The organism is Gangjinia marincola, assembly GCF_039523415.1.
GTDB classification, from domain to species: Bacteria; Bacteroidota; Bacteroidia; order Flavobacteriales; family Flavobacteriaceae; genus Gangjinia; species Gangjinia marincola.
Genome location: NZ_BAAAFG010000016.1, coordinates 55,908 through 71,504 on the forward strand (window position 1 = coordinate 55,908; position 15,597 = coordinate 71,504).

At 39.9% G+C, this 15,597-nt stretch carries 12 protein-coding genes; 10 read left to right on the forward strand and 2 right to left on the reverse strand.

Going from position 1 to position 15,597, the window contains the following annotated elements; all coding sequences use genetic code 11:
* Positions 1 to 31 precede the first annotated feature (31 nt).
* Together ABD000_RS11135 and ABD000_RS11140 are read left to right on the forward strand one after the other, a co-directional pair.
* Positions 32 to 301, forward strand: coding sequence for a DUF202 domain-containing protein (locus ABD000_RS11135; RefSeq protein ID WP_343767447.1), 270 nt, complete (start codon positions 32 to 34; stop codon positions 299 to 301).
* A gap of 164 nt (positions 302 to 465) precedes the next feature.
* Positions 466 to 3,753 carry a S41 family peptidase gene (locus ABD000_RS11140; protein WP_343767450.1) on the forward strand — a complete coding sequence of 1,096 codons (3,288 nt, stop codon included), beginning with the start codon at positions 466 to 468 and terminating at the stop codon, positions 3,751 to 3,753.
* Positions 3,754 to 3,817: 64 nt separating this feature from the next.
* Here ABD000_RS11140 and ABD000_RS11145 read toward each other — a convergent pair whose 3' ends face one another.
* Positions 3,818 to 4,732, reverse strand: coding sequence for a glycerophosphodiester phosphodiesterase (locus tag ABD000_RS11145; protein ID WP_343767452.1), 915 nt, complete (start codon positions 4,730 to 4,732; stop codon positions 3,818 to 3,820).
* Between the two features lie 18 nt (positions 4,733 to 4,750).
* Positions 4,751 to 5,539 (reverse strand): DUF6503 family protein, encoded by a 789-nt coding sequence (locus ABD000_RS11150; protein WP_343767454.1) that lies wholly within the window; start codon positions 5,537 to 5,539, stop codon positions 4,751 to 4,753.
* A gap of 48 nt (positions 5,540 to 5,587) precedes the next feature.
* On the opposite strand from ABD000_RS11150, the gene ABD000_RS11155 reads away from it, so the two are divergent.
* The 8 genes from ABD000_RS11155 to ABD000_RS11190 all read left to right on the forward strand — a co-directional run bounded on the left by ABD000_RS11155 (position 5,588) and on the right by ABD000_RS11190 (position 15,473).
* Entirely contained in the window at positions 5,588 to 6,400 is an 813-nt protein-coding gene (locus tag ABD000_RS11155) for a TrmH family RNA methyltransferase (RefSeq protein ID WP_343767456.1), read from the forward strand.
* A gap of 224 nt (positions 6,401 to 6,624) precedes the next feature.
* Positions 6,625 to 7,854 carry a M48 family metallopeptidase gene (locus ABD000_RS11160; protein ID WP_343767459.1) on the forward strand — a complete coding sequence of 410 codons (1,230 nt, stop codon included), beginning with the start codon at positions 6,625 to 6,627 and terminating at the stop codon, positions 7,852 to 7,854.
* Between the two features lie 32 nt (positions 7,855 to 7,886).
* Complete coding sequence (locus ABD000_RS11165) at positions 7,887 to 10,100, forward strand: RelA/SpoT family protein (RefSeq protein ID WP_343767462.1); 2,214 nt, start codon at positions 7,887 to 7,889, stop codon at positions 10,098 to 10,100.
* A gap of 86 nt (positions 10,101 to 10,186) precedes the next feature.
* Positions 10,187 to 10,657: a Fur family transcriptional regulator gene (locus ABD000_RS11170; protein WP_343767464.1), complete on the forward strand. Its 471-nt coding sequence runs from the start codon at positions 10,187 to 10,189 to the stop codon at positions 10,655 to 10,657.
* A 3-nt stretch (positions 10,658 to 10,660) separates the two neighbouring features.
* Positions 10,661 to 11,935 carry an adenylosuccinate synthase gene (locus ABD000_RS11175; RefSeq protein WP_343767466.1) on the forward strand — a complete coding sequence of 425 codons (1,275 nt, stop codon included), beginning with the start codon at positions 10,661 to 10,663 and terminating at the stop codon, positions 11,933 to 11,935.
* Positions 11,936 to 11,996: 61 nt separating this feature from the next.
* Positions 11,997 to 12,236: a hypothetical protein gene (locus ABD000_RS11180; protein ID WP_343767469.1), complete on the forward strand. Its 240-nt coding sequence runs from the start codon at positions 11,997 to 11,999 to the stop codon at positions 12,234 to 12,236.
* Positions 12,237 to 12,523: 287 nt separating this feature from the next.
* Complete coding sequence (locus ABD000_RS11185; RefSeq protein WP_425545362.1) at positions 12,524 to 14,296, forward strand: OstA-like protein; 1,773 nt, start codon at positions 12,524 to 12,526, stop codon at positions 14,294 to 14,296.
* Entirely contained in the window at positions 14,289 to 15,473 is a 1,185-nt protein-coding gene (locus tag ABD000_RS11190; RefSeq protein ID WP_343767472.1) for an aspartate aminotransferase family protein, read from the forward strand. Before ABD000_RS11185 ends, ABD000_RS11190 begins: the two co-directional genes overlap by 8 nt.
* Positions 15,474 to 15,597 lie beyond the last annotated feature (124 nt).

Below are 15,597 nucleotides of genomic sequence, written 5' to 3' on the forward strand. Positions count from 1 at the left end.
AAAATTCTTAGATCTCTCTAATTATTGTTTTATGATAAAAAATTTAAATCAAAGCAGTATAAGCAGAACAGACATCTTGGCGTTAGAACGTACTAAACTTGCGAATGAGCGAACCTTTTTGGCGTACTTTAGGACCTTTGTGGTGCTACTCAGTTCTGGATTTGTAATATTCAAGGTAGATGTGCTGAGTAATCTTACCACCTTAGGGTATTTTTTTATTTCAACGGCTTTTGTCTTATTGATTATAGGTCTGGTGCGCTTTTTCTACGTGAGGAAACAGATTAGAAAATCCTTTTATTAAACTTCAGCGCTGGTTTACCCTTAAGTAAGATTGAGATTTTAAGCTTATAATGTTGTAACATATCTCTTTGATTGACGTCTCTTTAGGCAAGGTTCAAGATATTAGGAATGTCATTTTTCTGTATCTTGTTACATCAATTTCACAATAACCAACCTATTTGTCTTATGAAACGCGCTCTACTCCCTTTCTTAAGTGTTTTAGCACTTTTGTTCTCATCTTTTTTACAAGCACAGTCCATCAATACCACCGATACGCGATTGATGCACCAACCTGCGATTGGCACAAACCATATTGCGTTTATCTATGCCAATGATCTTTGGGTAGTCGATCTTAATGGGAATAACCCCCGCAGATTAACCGTGGATGAAGGCTATGAAAGTAATCCTATCTTCTCCCCCGATGGTAAAACCATTGCGTTTTCTGCTGAATATGATGGAAACCTGGATGTATTCACCGTCCCTGTGACTGGTGGAATACCCAAACGACTCACCTATCATCCCTATCCGGACATTGCCCGCGATTTTACACCAGATGGCAAAAAAGTTTTATTTGCCTCACAGCGTAATATTTTCACCAACCGCTACGCACAATTGTTTACCGTTTCTACTAATGGCGGACCGGTCTCTCAACTAGAAATTCCCAATGCCTGGTGGGCCAGCTATTCTGCTGACGGAAAATACATCGCCTATACCCCAATTTCTGATCGATTTACCCAGTGGAAGCACTACCGTGGTGGCACCGCTTCTAAGATATGGGTATACGATGTAGCTACTCAAGAAATTACAAAAGTCCCAAAACCCACAAGCGGAAGCAACGACTCTCAGCCAAACTGGCTCAATGGAAAGGTATACTTTAAAAGTGATCGCGACGGCGAATTCAATATATACAGCTTTGATCCTGCGACCAAACAAGTTTCCAAACACACCAATTATACCGATCATCATGTCGCTAACCTTTCGGCTAACGCCGGAAAGTTAATCTATGAACAAGCCGGTTACCTGCATCAATTTAACCCTTCTACGCAAAAAAGCACCAAAATTAGTGTAGGAATAGGAACAGATCTGTTACAAATGCGTTCGCGTTTTGTAAGCGGAAGCGAATACGTTCGTAGTGGCGGAATTTCACCTTCAGGTGCAAGGGTGGTACTTGACTTTAGAGGTGATATAGTTACCGTTCCCGCAGAAAAGGGAGATGTAAATAACCTTACCGAAACCACTGGTACTCACGAAAAATTCCCTGCCTGGTCTCCGGATGGAGCTAAAATCGCCTATTTCTCAGATGAGTCGGGTGAATATGCCTTACACGTTCGCAGTATGGGCGATGCGGTAAGTACAAAGAAAATTCCGTTAAAAGGAGCCGGATTTTATGCTTATCTCCACTGGTCACCAGACAGTAAGCAGGTTGCTTATGTCGACAATAGCAGAACATTATACATCACAAATGTTGATAATGCTAAAACGACTCAAATAGCTTCAGACGTGCTGTATGTACCAGGCGTGTTTCGGGAGTTGTTTGGCAGCTGGTCACCAGATTCAAAGTGGTTAACCTATACAAACATCATCAAAACAAATTTTGAACAGGCCTACTTATTTTCGGTAGAAAAAAATCAATCCTATCCCATTTCGGATGGATTGAGTAATGTGACCGAACCCACGTTTGATCCAAGTGGAAAATATGTCTACATGACCGCATCTACCGATGCCGGACCCGTGGTGAACTGGTTTGATCAAAGCAATCAGGACATGAGAAGTACGAATAGTCTTTACCTGGTCACTTTAGCTAAGGAAACGCCCAATCCGTTTGCACGTGAAAATGATATGGAAAAGCCTGAAGAAAAGGCTCAAAATGACGAAGAGGATGATAAGAAAAATAAAAAAGGAAAGAAAGATAAAAAGGACAAGGCACCTGCAACACCAGCCATAAAGGTAGACGTAGACGGACTTATGAATCGCATTGTGCATATCCCGGTACCTCCCGGAAATTATGGAAGCCTTGCTTCGCCGGAAGAAGGTAAACTGTATTATCTCGCCTACGGCAATAGTTTTTCAGAACCACCTATGTTAAACCGCTATGACCTAAAAGATCGCAAGAATGAGGATTTGTTTACAACTTGGGCGTTTGAGGTTGCTGCAAAAGGGAAAAAGATGCTGGTGTATCGCGACGATCAATGGTACGTAACCGATACCGGTAAAAAACCAGACGGCAAACCTTTAGCGGTAAACTCGATCAAAATCAAGATTGATCCTAAAGCTGAATGGACCAGTATTTTTAATGAAGCCTGGCGTGTCAACCGCGACTATTTTTATGATCCCGGCATGCATGGGGTAGACTGGAACGCAATGAAGGCTAAATACCAACCTATGGTAAACGATGCGCCCACAAAGGAAGATTTGTATCGCATGATGGGATGGATGTTTAGCGAACTTGGCGTTGGTCACCACAGGTTTGGATCCAGAGGAGATGATTTTATTGAAACGGACAATATTAATGGCGGACTGTTAGGTGCAGATTATGTCATTGAAAATAATCGCTATAAAATAGACAAGATTTATGGCGGACTCAATTGGAACCCAGGACTACGCGCCCCATTAACTGAGCCCGGCGTGAATGTAAGTGAAGGTATGTATATCATAAAAGTAGACGGTAAGGAAGTAACCGGAAGCGATAACCTGCACGAATATTTTGAAAATAAAGCCAACCGATTGGTCACGCTTACGATAAGTAAAAGTGCGAATGGTAAAGACTCAAAAGAAGTACAAGTAACTCCGGCATCATCAGAGCGGGCTTTGCGCAACAGAGCCTGGATTGAAGGCAATATTGAAAAGGTAAACAAAGCGACTAATGGGCAAGTAGCCTATGTTTATGTCCCTAATACGGCGTACGCCGGGCATGAGTATTTTAAGAGATACTTCTATCCACAGGCAAACAAAAAAGCCATTATTATTGATGAACGATTTAACGGCGGTGGGCAATTGGCAGACTATGTGATTGACATGCTCAAAAAGCCGGTACAATCCTACTGGGATTTTAGGTATGGAGATGATATGAAAGCTCCCAGTGCGTCTATTCAAGGACCTAAGGTGATGTTGATAGACGAAACAGCAGGATCCGGAGGAGATTACTTGCCTTGGATGTTTAGAAAATTTGAACTGGGTACATTGGTTGGAAAACGTACCTGGGGAGGTTTAGTTGGTGTATTGGGTTACCCGGAATTTATTGATGGCGGTAGTGTGACGGCACCTAATGTTGCATTTTATACGGAAGAGGGATTCAAAGTTGAAAATGAAGGCGTGCCACCAGATGTAGAAGTAGACCAAACCCCTAAAGACGTGATCGCCGGAAGGGACCCTCAACTGGAAAAAGCAATTGAAATTGCATTAAAAGAATTAAAAGAAAACCCTGTAAAGCCTTGGCCAAAACCGGAATATCCTGATGTAACCAAACAGAAATAAATTTTGTTGGTCTAGAGTGCGCGGATTTTAAATCCGCGCTACGCAAACTGTGCTAGTTAAGGACTTATTCTTTAAAAATTAATGCCCTATTCGGGTAGTCGGTGATAATCCCATCAACTCCCCAAGAGAGCAGTTCTTGCATGCGCTCTGGATCATTGACTGTCCAAGGAATCACCTTTATGCCTTTTTGATGAATATTGTTCACTACAGACTGTGATAATAATTCGTGAAACGGACTGTAAATTGCCGGCGTAAATCTTAAAGCATCTAAATTAGCCTTGAACGAACCGCGCTCTACCAAATACGCCAATGAATATTCAGGATAGGTTGTATGAAGATAGTTCAATATGCGTAAATCAAAACTTTGTAAGGTCAAACGCTGCGGCGGTATGCTTTCTTTAATTGCTTCGATTACAAGTTTACAAAATTCTGGTGCAGCGGGATGAAACAGGTCATCATCTTCTGGTTCCGTCTTAAGTTCAATATTGTATGTTATGGTTGATGTATGTTTTTCAGCATAAGCTTCAGCTAGTTCGATTACCTCTGTGAGCAGAGGTTTTTTCGCCAGGATATTTTTCTGCTCTGGAAAACGCGGATTGCTTCGGTTCCCGCAGTCATATTGGGCAATTTGATCGTAGGTTAGTTGATACAGATTAATACGATCGGTTTTCTCTTTTTCGAGTTCTTTTCCGTCAGGATCAATACAAATTTCAGGATTAAACCAAGGTTCGTGCGATACTACTACTTTTTTATCCATAGAAATAACCACATCCAGTTCTAGGGTATTCACACCCAATTCTAGGGCTTTTTTGAACGCCGGCAGCGTGTTTTCAGGCGCTAATCCGCGTGCACCGCGGTGTCCTTGTAGATCAAAGTTATAGGTTCTCATTTCTATTTCGTTCTGATTGACTTCGGGATGATCTTTACATCCGGTAAGAAAAAGTATGACTAAAACACAACTAATAACTTGGGTATGCATATCACCTCTGGATTATTCTCACTCAACAAACTCGGCTTCCTCAGGCTTTTCAAATAACTTTTCACTTAATCGCGTAGCTGTGACTGAAGGTTGGCTAAACTTACGTTCGCTGCGTTGTTCTACAGGAACACCGTCTTTTACCGTATACCAATTCATCGTCTCAGGGAGCTTTAGTCCATTAACATCCTTCCACGTGTCGTATTTGATGTAATGAAAGTCATCAGATTTTCCTTCTTTTCCATAGGTCACCGTGTATCCCAACCATTGCATTTGCTTTGTTTTGGGGTGATAGTACAACACATACTCATCATCTGGTGAATCACCTACATCACTTTTATAGCCGATTTTGATTCCAGGATATTTCATTCCCTCCATAGTAAGGGAATCCGTTTCAGAGTACACTATTCCGTCATCTGCCAATACAAAAGGCATAGCATAAAAATAGAACATTAGATTGTGGTAAAATCGGGCTCTTTCAGGATTAAAATACGTAGAATCCTGTAGCAACCATACCTTGTCACCATTAAATCCTAAGCTGTAGTTAGAGGTAGTAATTAAAGTTTTGCGAGAATTTAAATCTACGGTATGTACTTCTTTACCATCTCCTTCACCCATAGTGAAACACAGGTTATTCATGCGTTGCCATTGGTCTAGCCCGCCATGTGCTTCCAAAACTTCAACTAAATTAGGGGGAAGATCTGGTTGACGTTTAGATTCTTCTTTTTGATTTTCAGCCGGGGCGGTTGTATTCTGTTTACAGGAGATGAGTAGCACAGCACAGAGGATACAGGCAAAAAAGTGTTTCATAATTCAAGGTTTTAATTACGTCTCAATTTAGACAATTAAACTGTATTTTTGACTAGAATTAAGCGCATGCACAAGAAAATTACGAGTCTTAGCAATCCAGTGATTAAACAGTTACTTCAGCTTCAACAAAAATCTAAAGTTAGAAGAAAACAGAAGCAGTTTGTGGTAGAAGGGCAGCGTGAAATTACCTTAGCCGTACAGAATGAATACCTGGTTGACACCCTTTTTTTTGCAGAAGAGTTGATCGATTATAATGCTATTGAATCTACGATTATGGCTTCGCAAGTCATCGCTATTTCTACAGCGCTTTATGAAAAAGTCGCTTACCGCGGAAGCACAGAAGGGCTCATTGCCATTGTTCAATCGAAAGAGCACAGGCTGCAAGACCTAAATTTTTCTAAAAATCCCTTTTTACTTATCGCCGAAGCTCCTGAAAAACCCGGAAATATTGGTGCGCTTTTACGCACGGCAGATGCTGCCGGGGTTGATGCCGTCATTATTGCGAATCCGCGTACAGACATCTATAATCCTAATATAATTCGTTCTAGCGTAGGCGGAATTTTCACCAACCACATCGCCGCAGCGACCATTAATGAATTATCTTCATTTTTAGATCAACATAGTATAATGGTATATGGAGCTGCATTGCAGGCTTCGGTTCCATACACCTCCATAGACTTTAATCAACCTTGTGCCATCGCCGTGGGAACAGAAGCAGATGGATTATCTCATGAGTTTCTAGAAATAACCGATCAAAACATCATCATCCCCATGCAAGGAAAAATTGATTCTATGAATGTCTCTGTCGCCGCAGGCATTTTACTATTTGAAGCCAGAAAGCAACGGGGATTTGTTAGTTAGTAGTTATTGAGTTATTGGGTTATTAGTTTATTGGTGTGAAGGATTGGAGATTGAAGATTTTGGGTTTGGGATCGGAAATTTTTGACTCTAGACTCTTGGCTCTTGACTCCAAAATTGAAATCTCACTACTTTCCTCTAATTATTAACGACAAAATCCACGAAAGTCACTTCAAATTTTACACTATAAATAGGCTATCTTTGCACGCGTAAAATTCAACTCTTATATGTCGCCTAAAACACTCTTTTATATTCTTATCGGGATTATTGTGCTCAACTTTATCGTAGATAAAATCATCGATGCCATTAATGCCCGACACTTTGATGATCCTGTCCCACAGGAATTAGAAGATGTGTATGAAGATGCCGAGTATCAAAAGTCCCAAGCCTATAAAAAAACACGATATAGATTCGGGTTAATAACTTCTACATTTTCGTTAATGCTTACGCTGGCGTTTTTCTTTTTTGATGGGTTTGCCATCGTAGATCAATTGGCACGCAGCTATGCAGATCATCCCATCTTGATCGCGCTGCTCTTTTTTGGAATCATTATGCTGGCGAGTGATATCTTAACGCTTCCGTTTTCCTATTACAGTACCTTTGTTATTGAAGAACGTTTCGGGTTTAATAAGATGTCTCTTGAAACATTTGTGCTGGACAAGCTTAAAGGCTGGCTCATGGGCGGACTCATAGGCGGAGGGATTTTAGCCCTAATCATTTGGTTCTATTCCGCCGTAGGCGAAAACTTTTGGCTCTATGCATGGGCACTGGTTGCAGCATTCGCCTTATTTATGAATATGTTTTATGCCAAGCTTATCGTACCTTTGTTCAATAAGCAGACCCCTTTACAAAAAGGTTCATTGCGCGATAAAATTGAGGCCTATGCTAAAACCGTAGGATTTCAACTCAATAACATCTTTGTGATAGATGGCTCAAAACGCAGTACAAAGGCAAACGCATATTTTTCTGGTTTTGGTCGTGAAAAAAGAATTACCTTGTACGATACATTGATCAATGATTTGGAGGAAGAAGAAATTGTCGCCGTGCTCGCACATGAAGTGGGTCATTATAAAAAAAATCACATCATCGTAAACCTTATCATTAGTATACTTACCACTGGATTCACGCTTTGGGTATTGTCACTTTTCATTGGAAATCCTTTGCTTTCTCAAGCACTAGGTGTGTTAGAGCCTAGTTTTCATATAGGACTGATTGCCTTTGGGATTTTATATACGCCAATTTCAGAAATTACGGGACTGATCATGAATGCGCTATCAAGAGCCTTTGAATATCAGGCAGATGACTATGCTAAAAATACGTATAAAGGCGAACCACTTATTGAAGGTTTAAAGAAATTAAGCAGTAAAAGCCTGAGTAATCTTACTCCGCACCCTCTCTACGTTTTTATGCATTACTCCCATCCCACTCTGCTGCAACGTTTTCAAAATCTTAGGTAGCAAATTGGTATTTCTTTTGCTATCTTAGTCCTATGCAGTTGACAGAGCAGTATCTAGAAGAAGAAAATAAACGCATCGCAAAAGAATATAAGGAACTTTTGCGCATTAGCTACCGCACGCTCTCTGCTGCCGATAAAAAAATGATCCGCCAGGCGTTTGAAATTGCGGTGGATGGGCATAAAGATCAACGCAGAAAGTCTGGCGAAGCCTATATTTTTCATCCCATTGCGGTGGCTAAGATCGTCGCCTCTCAAATTGGATTAGATGCGACCTCGATAGCTTCTGCCCTATTGCACGACGTAGTTGAAGATACCGAGTATTCTTTAGAAGATATCGAAAAGATCTTTGGTGAAACCATCATGCGTATCGTTGATGGGCTCACTAAAATATCTAATCTTAAGCAAGAGGGTGATGTTTCGCTACAAGCTGAAAACTTTAGAAAAATGCTCCTCACTCTTAATGAGGATGTGAGAGTGATCATTATCAAGATCGCAGACCGGTTGCATAACATGCAAACCATGGATAGCATGCGCCCTGATAAACAGGTTAAAATTGCCAGCGAGACTCTTTATATCTACGCACCATTGGCACATCGTATTGGTCTATATAACATTAAAACAGAGCTGGAAGATTTGAGCCTTAAATATACAGAGCCAGATGTGTATCAAAATATTTACAAAAAAATTGAAGAAAGTAAGGCTAAGCAAGAAAATTATATTGAAGACTTTTCTAAAGTAATTGCAGATTCGCTTGACGCGGAAGGATTGAATTACGACATCAAAGGGCGGTATAAATCCATCTATTCCATACGCAACAAGCTGATTAAGCAAAACGTATCGTTTGAAGAGGTATATGACAAATTCGCTATACGTATCATTTACCGAAGCGATCGCAACAACGAAAAATTTGTTGCCTGGAAGATCTATAGCATCGTAACAGATCACTTCACTCCCAATCCAACACGGCTTAGGGACTGGATATCTTCTCCAAAATCCACGGGATACGAAGCTTTGCATATCACTGTAATGGGTCCCAAAGGCAGATGGGTAGAAGTTCAAATTCGTAGTGAACGCATGCATGAAATCGCAGAAAAAGGCTACGCCGCACATTACAAATACAAACATGGTGCAGCGCAAGAAGAAGAAAGCTTGGATCAATGGTTAAATAAGCTTCAGGAGGCTTTAGAGAATTCTGAGTCCAACGCGGTAGAGTTTGTAGAACAATTTAAATTAAACCTTTACTCCAAAGAAATATTTGTATTCACGCCAAAAGGAGATTTAAAGTCTTTGCCAAAAGGCGCTACTCCGTTGGATTTTGCTTTTAGCATACATACTGAAGTTGGATTAAAAACACGTGGAGCCAGAGTGAATGGGAAATTGGTTCCACTAAGTCACGAATTACAAAGTGGCGATCAGGTAGATATTATTACGTCAAACAGCGCTAAACCCAATTCCAACTGGCTGGATTATGCCAATACCGCCAGAGCCAGGGCAAAGATTAAATCTTCCTTAAAAGAAGAGCGTAAAGAAATTGCGGAAGAAGGTAAAGCTATCCTTGCCAGAAAACTGAAAGCGCAAAAGATTCCGTTTAATGAAAAAACGGTTAATGAGCTGGTTGTGTATTTTAAGCTTAAAACCAGTTTAGATTTGTTCTATCGCGTGGGCGTAGGGTCAATCGACAATATCAAACTAAAAGAATATGCCGCTTCACGCAGTAATGCGCTGGTAACATTCTTTAAAAATAAGATCAGAAAGCCTACCACTCCGGCCAATGTAGATCAAGAAGAAATTACCTCAAATTACGATCAATTGGTTTTTGGTCCAGACGAGGAGAAGATGGACTATAAATTCGCCAATTGCTGTAGTCCCATCCCGGGCGATCCCGTTTTTGGGTTTATCACAGTAAGTGATGGAATAAAAGTGCACAAAAAAAACTGCCCTAATGCTATCCAGCTGCAAAGTAATTATGCCTACCGCATTATTAAAGCAAAATGGATAGACTCTACCCAACAAGGTTTTAAAGCAGTGATCAATTTAACCGGTTTAGATAATCTGGGATTGGTGAATGAGGTGACCAATGAAATTTCGCAAAACATGCACGTGAATATGAAAAGCATCAGTTTTGATAGTCGCGGCGGAGTTTTTCATGGAAAAATCACTGTTATCGTTACAAATAACAGCACGTTAAATACTTTGATTGACCATTTAAAAAGTATTAATGGAATTGATAAAGTCACGCGTGAATAATACTTAACATGCTGTAAATAACTTCCACCTAATCTCGTTCTAATTTAGGCTAGTACTTTCTACCTATTTCCCTACTTTTGTGACAGATGAGTAAAAAGAAAATTCTTGAAGACGATCAAAATCTGGTTAAAAGTGTATTCACCACATTTTTAGAAGATAACGGGCACCGCAAAACGCCTGAACGTTATGCAATCTTACAAGAAATTTACGATAGTGAAGAACATTTTGATATTGAATCCTTATATATTAAAATGAAAAATAAAAACTATCGTGTAAGTAGAGCAACGCTGTACAATACCATCGAATTGTTACTGGATTCTGGTTTGGTACGTAAACACCAATTTGGTAAAAATCAGGCACAGTATGAAAAATCATATTTTGACAAACAACACGATCATGTTATTCTCACAGATACCGGTGAAGTGATTGAATTTTGTGATCCTCGCATAGAAACCATTAAAAAAACGATTGAAGAAGTGTTTGACATAAACATCGCCAAACACTCACTCTACTTTTACGGCACGCGCAAGGCTGCTAATAAAGACACTAACGACTAAGATATGGCTGTAGACTTACTCCTGGGATTACAATGGGGAGACGAAGGAAAAGGTAAGATTGTAGATGTCCTTACCAAAGATTATGACATCATTGCACGTTTTCAAGGGGGACCCAATGCGGGCCACACCTTAGAATTTGATGGGATCAAACATGTACTGCATACGATCCCCTCTGGTATTTTTCATGAAAACGCAACAAACTTGGTAGGAAACGGAGTCGTCATTGACCCCGTAATTTTTAAACGCGAATTGGATAACCTTAACCAATTTAAGGACTTAGACTACAAGAGTAAATTATTGATTTCCCGTAAAGCCCATTTGATTCTACCCACACACCGTTTATTAGATGCCGCTAGTGAAGCCTCAAAAGGAAAAGCGAAAATTGGTTCCACATTAAAAGGCATAGGTCCTACGTACATGGATAAAACGGGAAGAAATGGAATAAGAGTAGGTGATATTGAACTCAAAGGCTTTAAGAAAAAATACCGTGCCTTAGCCAACAAACATGAAGCGATGATTAAGTTTTATGACGTTGATGTTCAATATAATTTAGACGAATTAGAAAAAGAATTTTTCAATGCAATAGAAGTGTTGAAATATTTAAAATTTATTGATTCTGAAGAATTTTTATTCAACGCACAGCGTGAGGGCAAAACGATTTTAGCAGAAGGTGCACAAGGATCGCTCTTAGACATTGACTTTGGAACATATCCTTATGTGACCTCTTCTAACACTACTGCTGCAGGAGCCTGTACCGGCTTAGGTGTAGCCCCGAATAACATAAAAGAAGTTTTTGGAATATTCAAAGCCTATACCACAAGAGTAGGATCTGGACCTTTCCCAACCGAATTGTTTGATGAAGATGGTGCCACGATGAGTAAAGTAGGGAATGAATTTGGAGCTACCACCGGACGACCAAGACGTTGTGGATGGCTAGATTTAGTCGCCTTAAAATATGCTGTTCAAATCAACGGGGTTACACAACTTATGATGATGAAAGGAGACGTACTAAGTGGTTTTGACACCATCAAAGTATGTACAGCGTATCAGTATAAAGGCAAAGAAATTAAGCACCTACCCTATTCTATTGAAGAGCAAGATGTCACTCCCGTATATCATGAAATGAAAGGTTGGAGCGAAGATTTAACAGGAATGACACAGGCAGAGCAATTACCAACTGCGCTTAATGAGTACATCGATTTCTTAGAAAAGGAGTTAGAGGTACCTATTAAGATTGTTTCTGTAGGACCTGATCGCACTCAAACAATACATCGCTAAAACTAAAGCGCTCCTTGCTTGGAGCGTTTTTTGATTATCTTTATTTTTTATTCAATCTCTTATGGATATAGATGCAGATATAAATTGGACTACAAAAAAGCTTCGGTCAACAAGCGACCCTAGCATGATTACACTTATCAAAAATCTTCTTTCTGAAAATTTTGAAGCTCACTCAGTAGATACCCTTTCTTTAGCTCACTATAACCAGAAGTTGATTTTGGCAGAGAAAAGTACAAAAGAAGACCATGGTTATTCGCTGAATCAGGTGAAAGAAGAAGTAAAAAGATGGCGAAAAAGATAATATGGCCGCCAGAGGCACTTTTTGAGCTTAAAGAGATACGAGTATTTTGAAGTAATAATAAAATCGTTAAATGTTGCCAATCGTGTAATTGATGCAATTATTGAATCTACTTGTTTTTTAGAAAGCGATTTTGAAATTTTTCAACCAGACAGTTTTAAGCTTGAAAATGATGGCAACTAAAGAGACTATAAATTATAAAATATAGAGTAACCTAAAAGATTTTACCTCTTGAGATTCATATTCTCTCCGTCATTCATAGCAGCAAAATGCCTAAATACTACTAATTAGTGAAGCCTAATAACCCTATTATATTCTTATTCTTTAACCTATTCTTTCTGATAGGTGGATTTGTATTCTCCCAGGAGGAAATTCCGCCCGAAAATAAAATTGACTATACCAGTGATCGAACTACTATTGATGAGATCAATTATCCCGGTGCAATTATCTTACGTAAAGTCAATAAACAAGTGCATTTTATTCATAAAGGAATAGATGTGTGGTGTGACCAAGCGGTATTTTATGATGCTGAAAACTTTTTTAAAGCATTTGGAAATGTTCGCATGAAGCAAGGTGACACCATCAACATGAGAAGTAAGTATGCCGAGTATAACGGCAATACAGAATTTGCCTTTGCCAGCACCAATGTAAAGCTCAAATCACCTAACAATACGATTACAACAGATAGTCTTTTCTTTGATCGCGCCAAACAAGAAGCTTTTTACCGCAGCGGCGGTACGGTAAAAGATACAGCCAGTACGATCACCAGTAAGATAGGACGCTTTTTTATGGAGCAAAATAAATTTTCATTCGTGGTGAATGTGAAGGTTGTTAATCCAGAATATGTAATTAATTCATCCCAGCTGGATTTTTATGATGATACCGGGCATGCGTATTTATACGGTCCATCAACCATTGTAAGTGACGCCAGCACCGTTTACTGTGAACGCGGATTTTATGACACAAGAGGAGATACAGGCTACTTTGTGAAAAACTCAAGAATTAATTATGAAAATCGAATTCTGGAAGGAGACAGTCTTTATTTTGATCGTAACCGCAGTTTTGCTTCGGCAGTAAACAATATTAAAGTTACCGATACGCTGAATGCTTCAGTAATTAAAGGTCATTATGCTGAAGTATTTAGAGCAAAAGACTCCGTTTTTATCACTAAAAGAGCCTTAGCGATCACCCGGCAAGAAAATGATTCGGTTTATATCCATAGTGATACCTTAATGATCACCGGTAAGCCTGAAAATCGCATCATACGAGGGTTTTACGATACCAGACTCTTCAAAACCAACATGAGTGGTAAATGTGACTCTATTCATGTGAATCAATCCAGCGGACTTACCCAAATGATCGGGAAACCTATTGTGTGGTCCAGTAACAATCAGCTTACTGGAGATACCATTCACCTCATTTCAGATCCTAAAACCGAAAAACTGGATACACTAAAAGTCTTTTACGACTCATTTATGGTGCAGCAAGACTCCATTGATGCATCCGCATACAATCAAGTAAAAGGAAAAGAAATGTACGGCTTGTTTAAAGAGAATGAACTTTATGAGGTCAATTTTATTAAAAACACTGAAACAATTTACTACACCCGTGAAGACGCCGGCGATTTGATAGGTATCAATAAAACTAAGTCATCTACCATAAAAATGTTGTTGGATAATCGCGAAATCATTGATGTATATTATTATACTGATGTGGATGGTGATATTTATCCCGAAGAAGAGTTCCCTCCCAATGCACGAAAACTAAAAGGCTTTATTTGGCGTGGAGAAGAGCAATTGTATAGCGTAGATGATTTATTTTCAGGAGAAGGGCCGGTTGAATTAATCAAAATAACCGGAATTCCATTACCGGAAGAGGAAGAAGAATTTTTTGAAGAACGCGATGAGGATGACCCACTGCTTAATTCTAAATCCCGTTTAGATGCCGATGTGCTACGTAACATTCCGCGTGATACCATTGAACCACCTAAGCGTGAGCCGCTATCCCCGCGACTAGATGAGCGTAAACAAAGAAAAAGGAAGGACAAAGAAAACGATGAATAAAGATTTTCTTAGGTATCAAGCGCAAACCACGCCACATCCATTGGGCATGGAAATTTCGCATGCCAAAGGATCCTATATATATACTACTGATGGAAGAAAACATCTGGATTTTGTCGCAGGTGTTTCTGCCTGCACCTTAGGTCATAGCCACCCTGCCATCGTAAATGCGGTACAGGAACAATCTAAAAAATACATGCATGTGATGGTGTACGGCGAATATGCGCAAAGCCCGGCCGTATCGCTTTGCAAGCTTCTTGCAAAGCAGCTCCCCGCATCTTTAGAAAAGACCTACTTGGTCAATAGCGGTACTGAAGCCATCGACGGAGCCATGAAACTCGCCCGTAGAGTGACGGGGAGATCGCAGATTTTATCTGCGTATACGGCCTACCATGGCAATACATATGGCGCCCTGAGTTTAATGACCTATGAAGAGCGCTTAATACCATTTAAACCACTGGTAGGAGACATCGATCACATCTTCTTTAATGAAGAAAAGTGCATCCATAAAATCACCACGAAAACAGCCGCTGTGGTGTTAGAGACTATTCAGGGAGGCGCAGGATTTATTATGCCGCTTCCGGGATACCTAAAAGCTATCAAAAAACGATGTAAAGAGGTTGGAGCTTTATTGATTTTGGACGAAATTCAACCCGGTTTTGGTCGCACCGGAAAACTCTTCGGCTTTGAGCATGAACAAGTTATACCAGACATACTAGTGATGGGTAAAGGTATGGGTGGAGGACTTCCGATTGGTGCATTTACTGCATCTTCAGCACATATGGACATGTTAAGTGATCAACCCAAATTAGGCCACATTACAACGTTTGGGGGCAATCCCGTGATTGCTTCAGCAGCCTTGGCAACCTTGAACGAATTAATCACTTCAGACCTTATAGAAAAAACGCTTGAGAAAGAGAAATTGATTCGGTCACTCCTCATTCACCCGCTAATTGAAGAGATAAGAGGTCGTGGTTTAATGCTGGCTGTCATGACAAAAGAGGCTGAAATTACCACTAGCGTCATAATGCGCTGCAAAGAACGCGGACTTATTCTTTTTTGGTTACTCTTTGAACCACGCGCTATTCGCATTACGCCACCATTGACCGTTTCACAGGAAGAAATTAGAGAAGGCTGTGGCATTATTCTTGAAATATTAGAAGAAATTAATGCTAATTGAACAACGTATAAACCTTTAGACACGCCTGATCAACGCGAATGTTAATTAATTTGTTAAAAACATAACCCCAGTCTAGCAGTCTCGCCTTTGATCATTCCTAACTTTATACAAGAACTTAACACGT

Bases quoted from the DNA above. Each gene is read 5' to 3' on its own strand.
- ABD000_RS11135 (WP_343767447.1), top strand. From the start codon at position 32: ATGATAAAAAATTTAAATCAAAGCAGTATAAGCAGAACAGACATCTTG.
- ABD000_RS11140 (WP_343767450.1), top strand. From the start codon at position 466: ATGAAACGCGCTCTACTCCCTTTCTTAAGTGTTTTAGCACTTTTGTTC.
- ABD000_RS11145 (WP_343767452.1), bottom strand. From the start codon at position 4,732: ATGCATACCCAAGTTATTAGTTGTGTTTTAGTCATACTTTTTCTTACC.
- ABD000_RS11150 (WP_343767454.1), bottom strand. From the start codon at position 5,539: ATGAAACACTTTTTTGCCTGTATCCTCTGTGCTGTGCTACTCATCTCC.
- ABD000_RS11160 (WP_343767459.1), top strand. From the start codon at position 6,625: ATGTCGCCTAAAACACTCTTTTATATTCTTATCGGGATTATTGTGCTC.
- ABD000_RS11165 (WP_343767462.1), top strand. From the start codon at position 7,887: ATGCAGTTGACAGAGCAGTATCTAGAAGAAGAAAATAAACGCATCGCA.
- ABD000_RS11170 (WP_343767464.1), top strand. From the start codon at position 10,187: ATGAGTAAAAAGAAAATTCTTGAAGACGATCAAAATCTGGTTAAAAGT.
- ABD000_RS11175 (WP_343767466.1), top strand. From the start codon at position 10,661: ATGGCTGTAGACTTACTCCTGGGATTACAATGGGGAGACGAAGGAAAA.
- ABD000_RS11180 (WP_343767469.1), top strand. From the start codon at position 11,997: ATGGATATAGATGCAGATATAAATTGGACTACAAAAAAGCTTCGGTCA.
- ABD000_RS11190 (WP_343767472.1), top strand. From the start codon at position 14,289: ATGAATAAAGATTTTCTTAGGTATCAAGCGCAAACCACGCCACATCCA.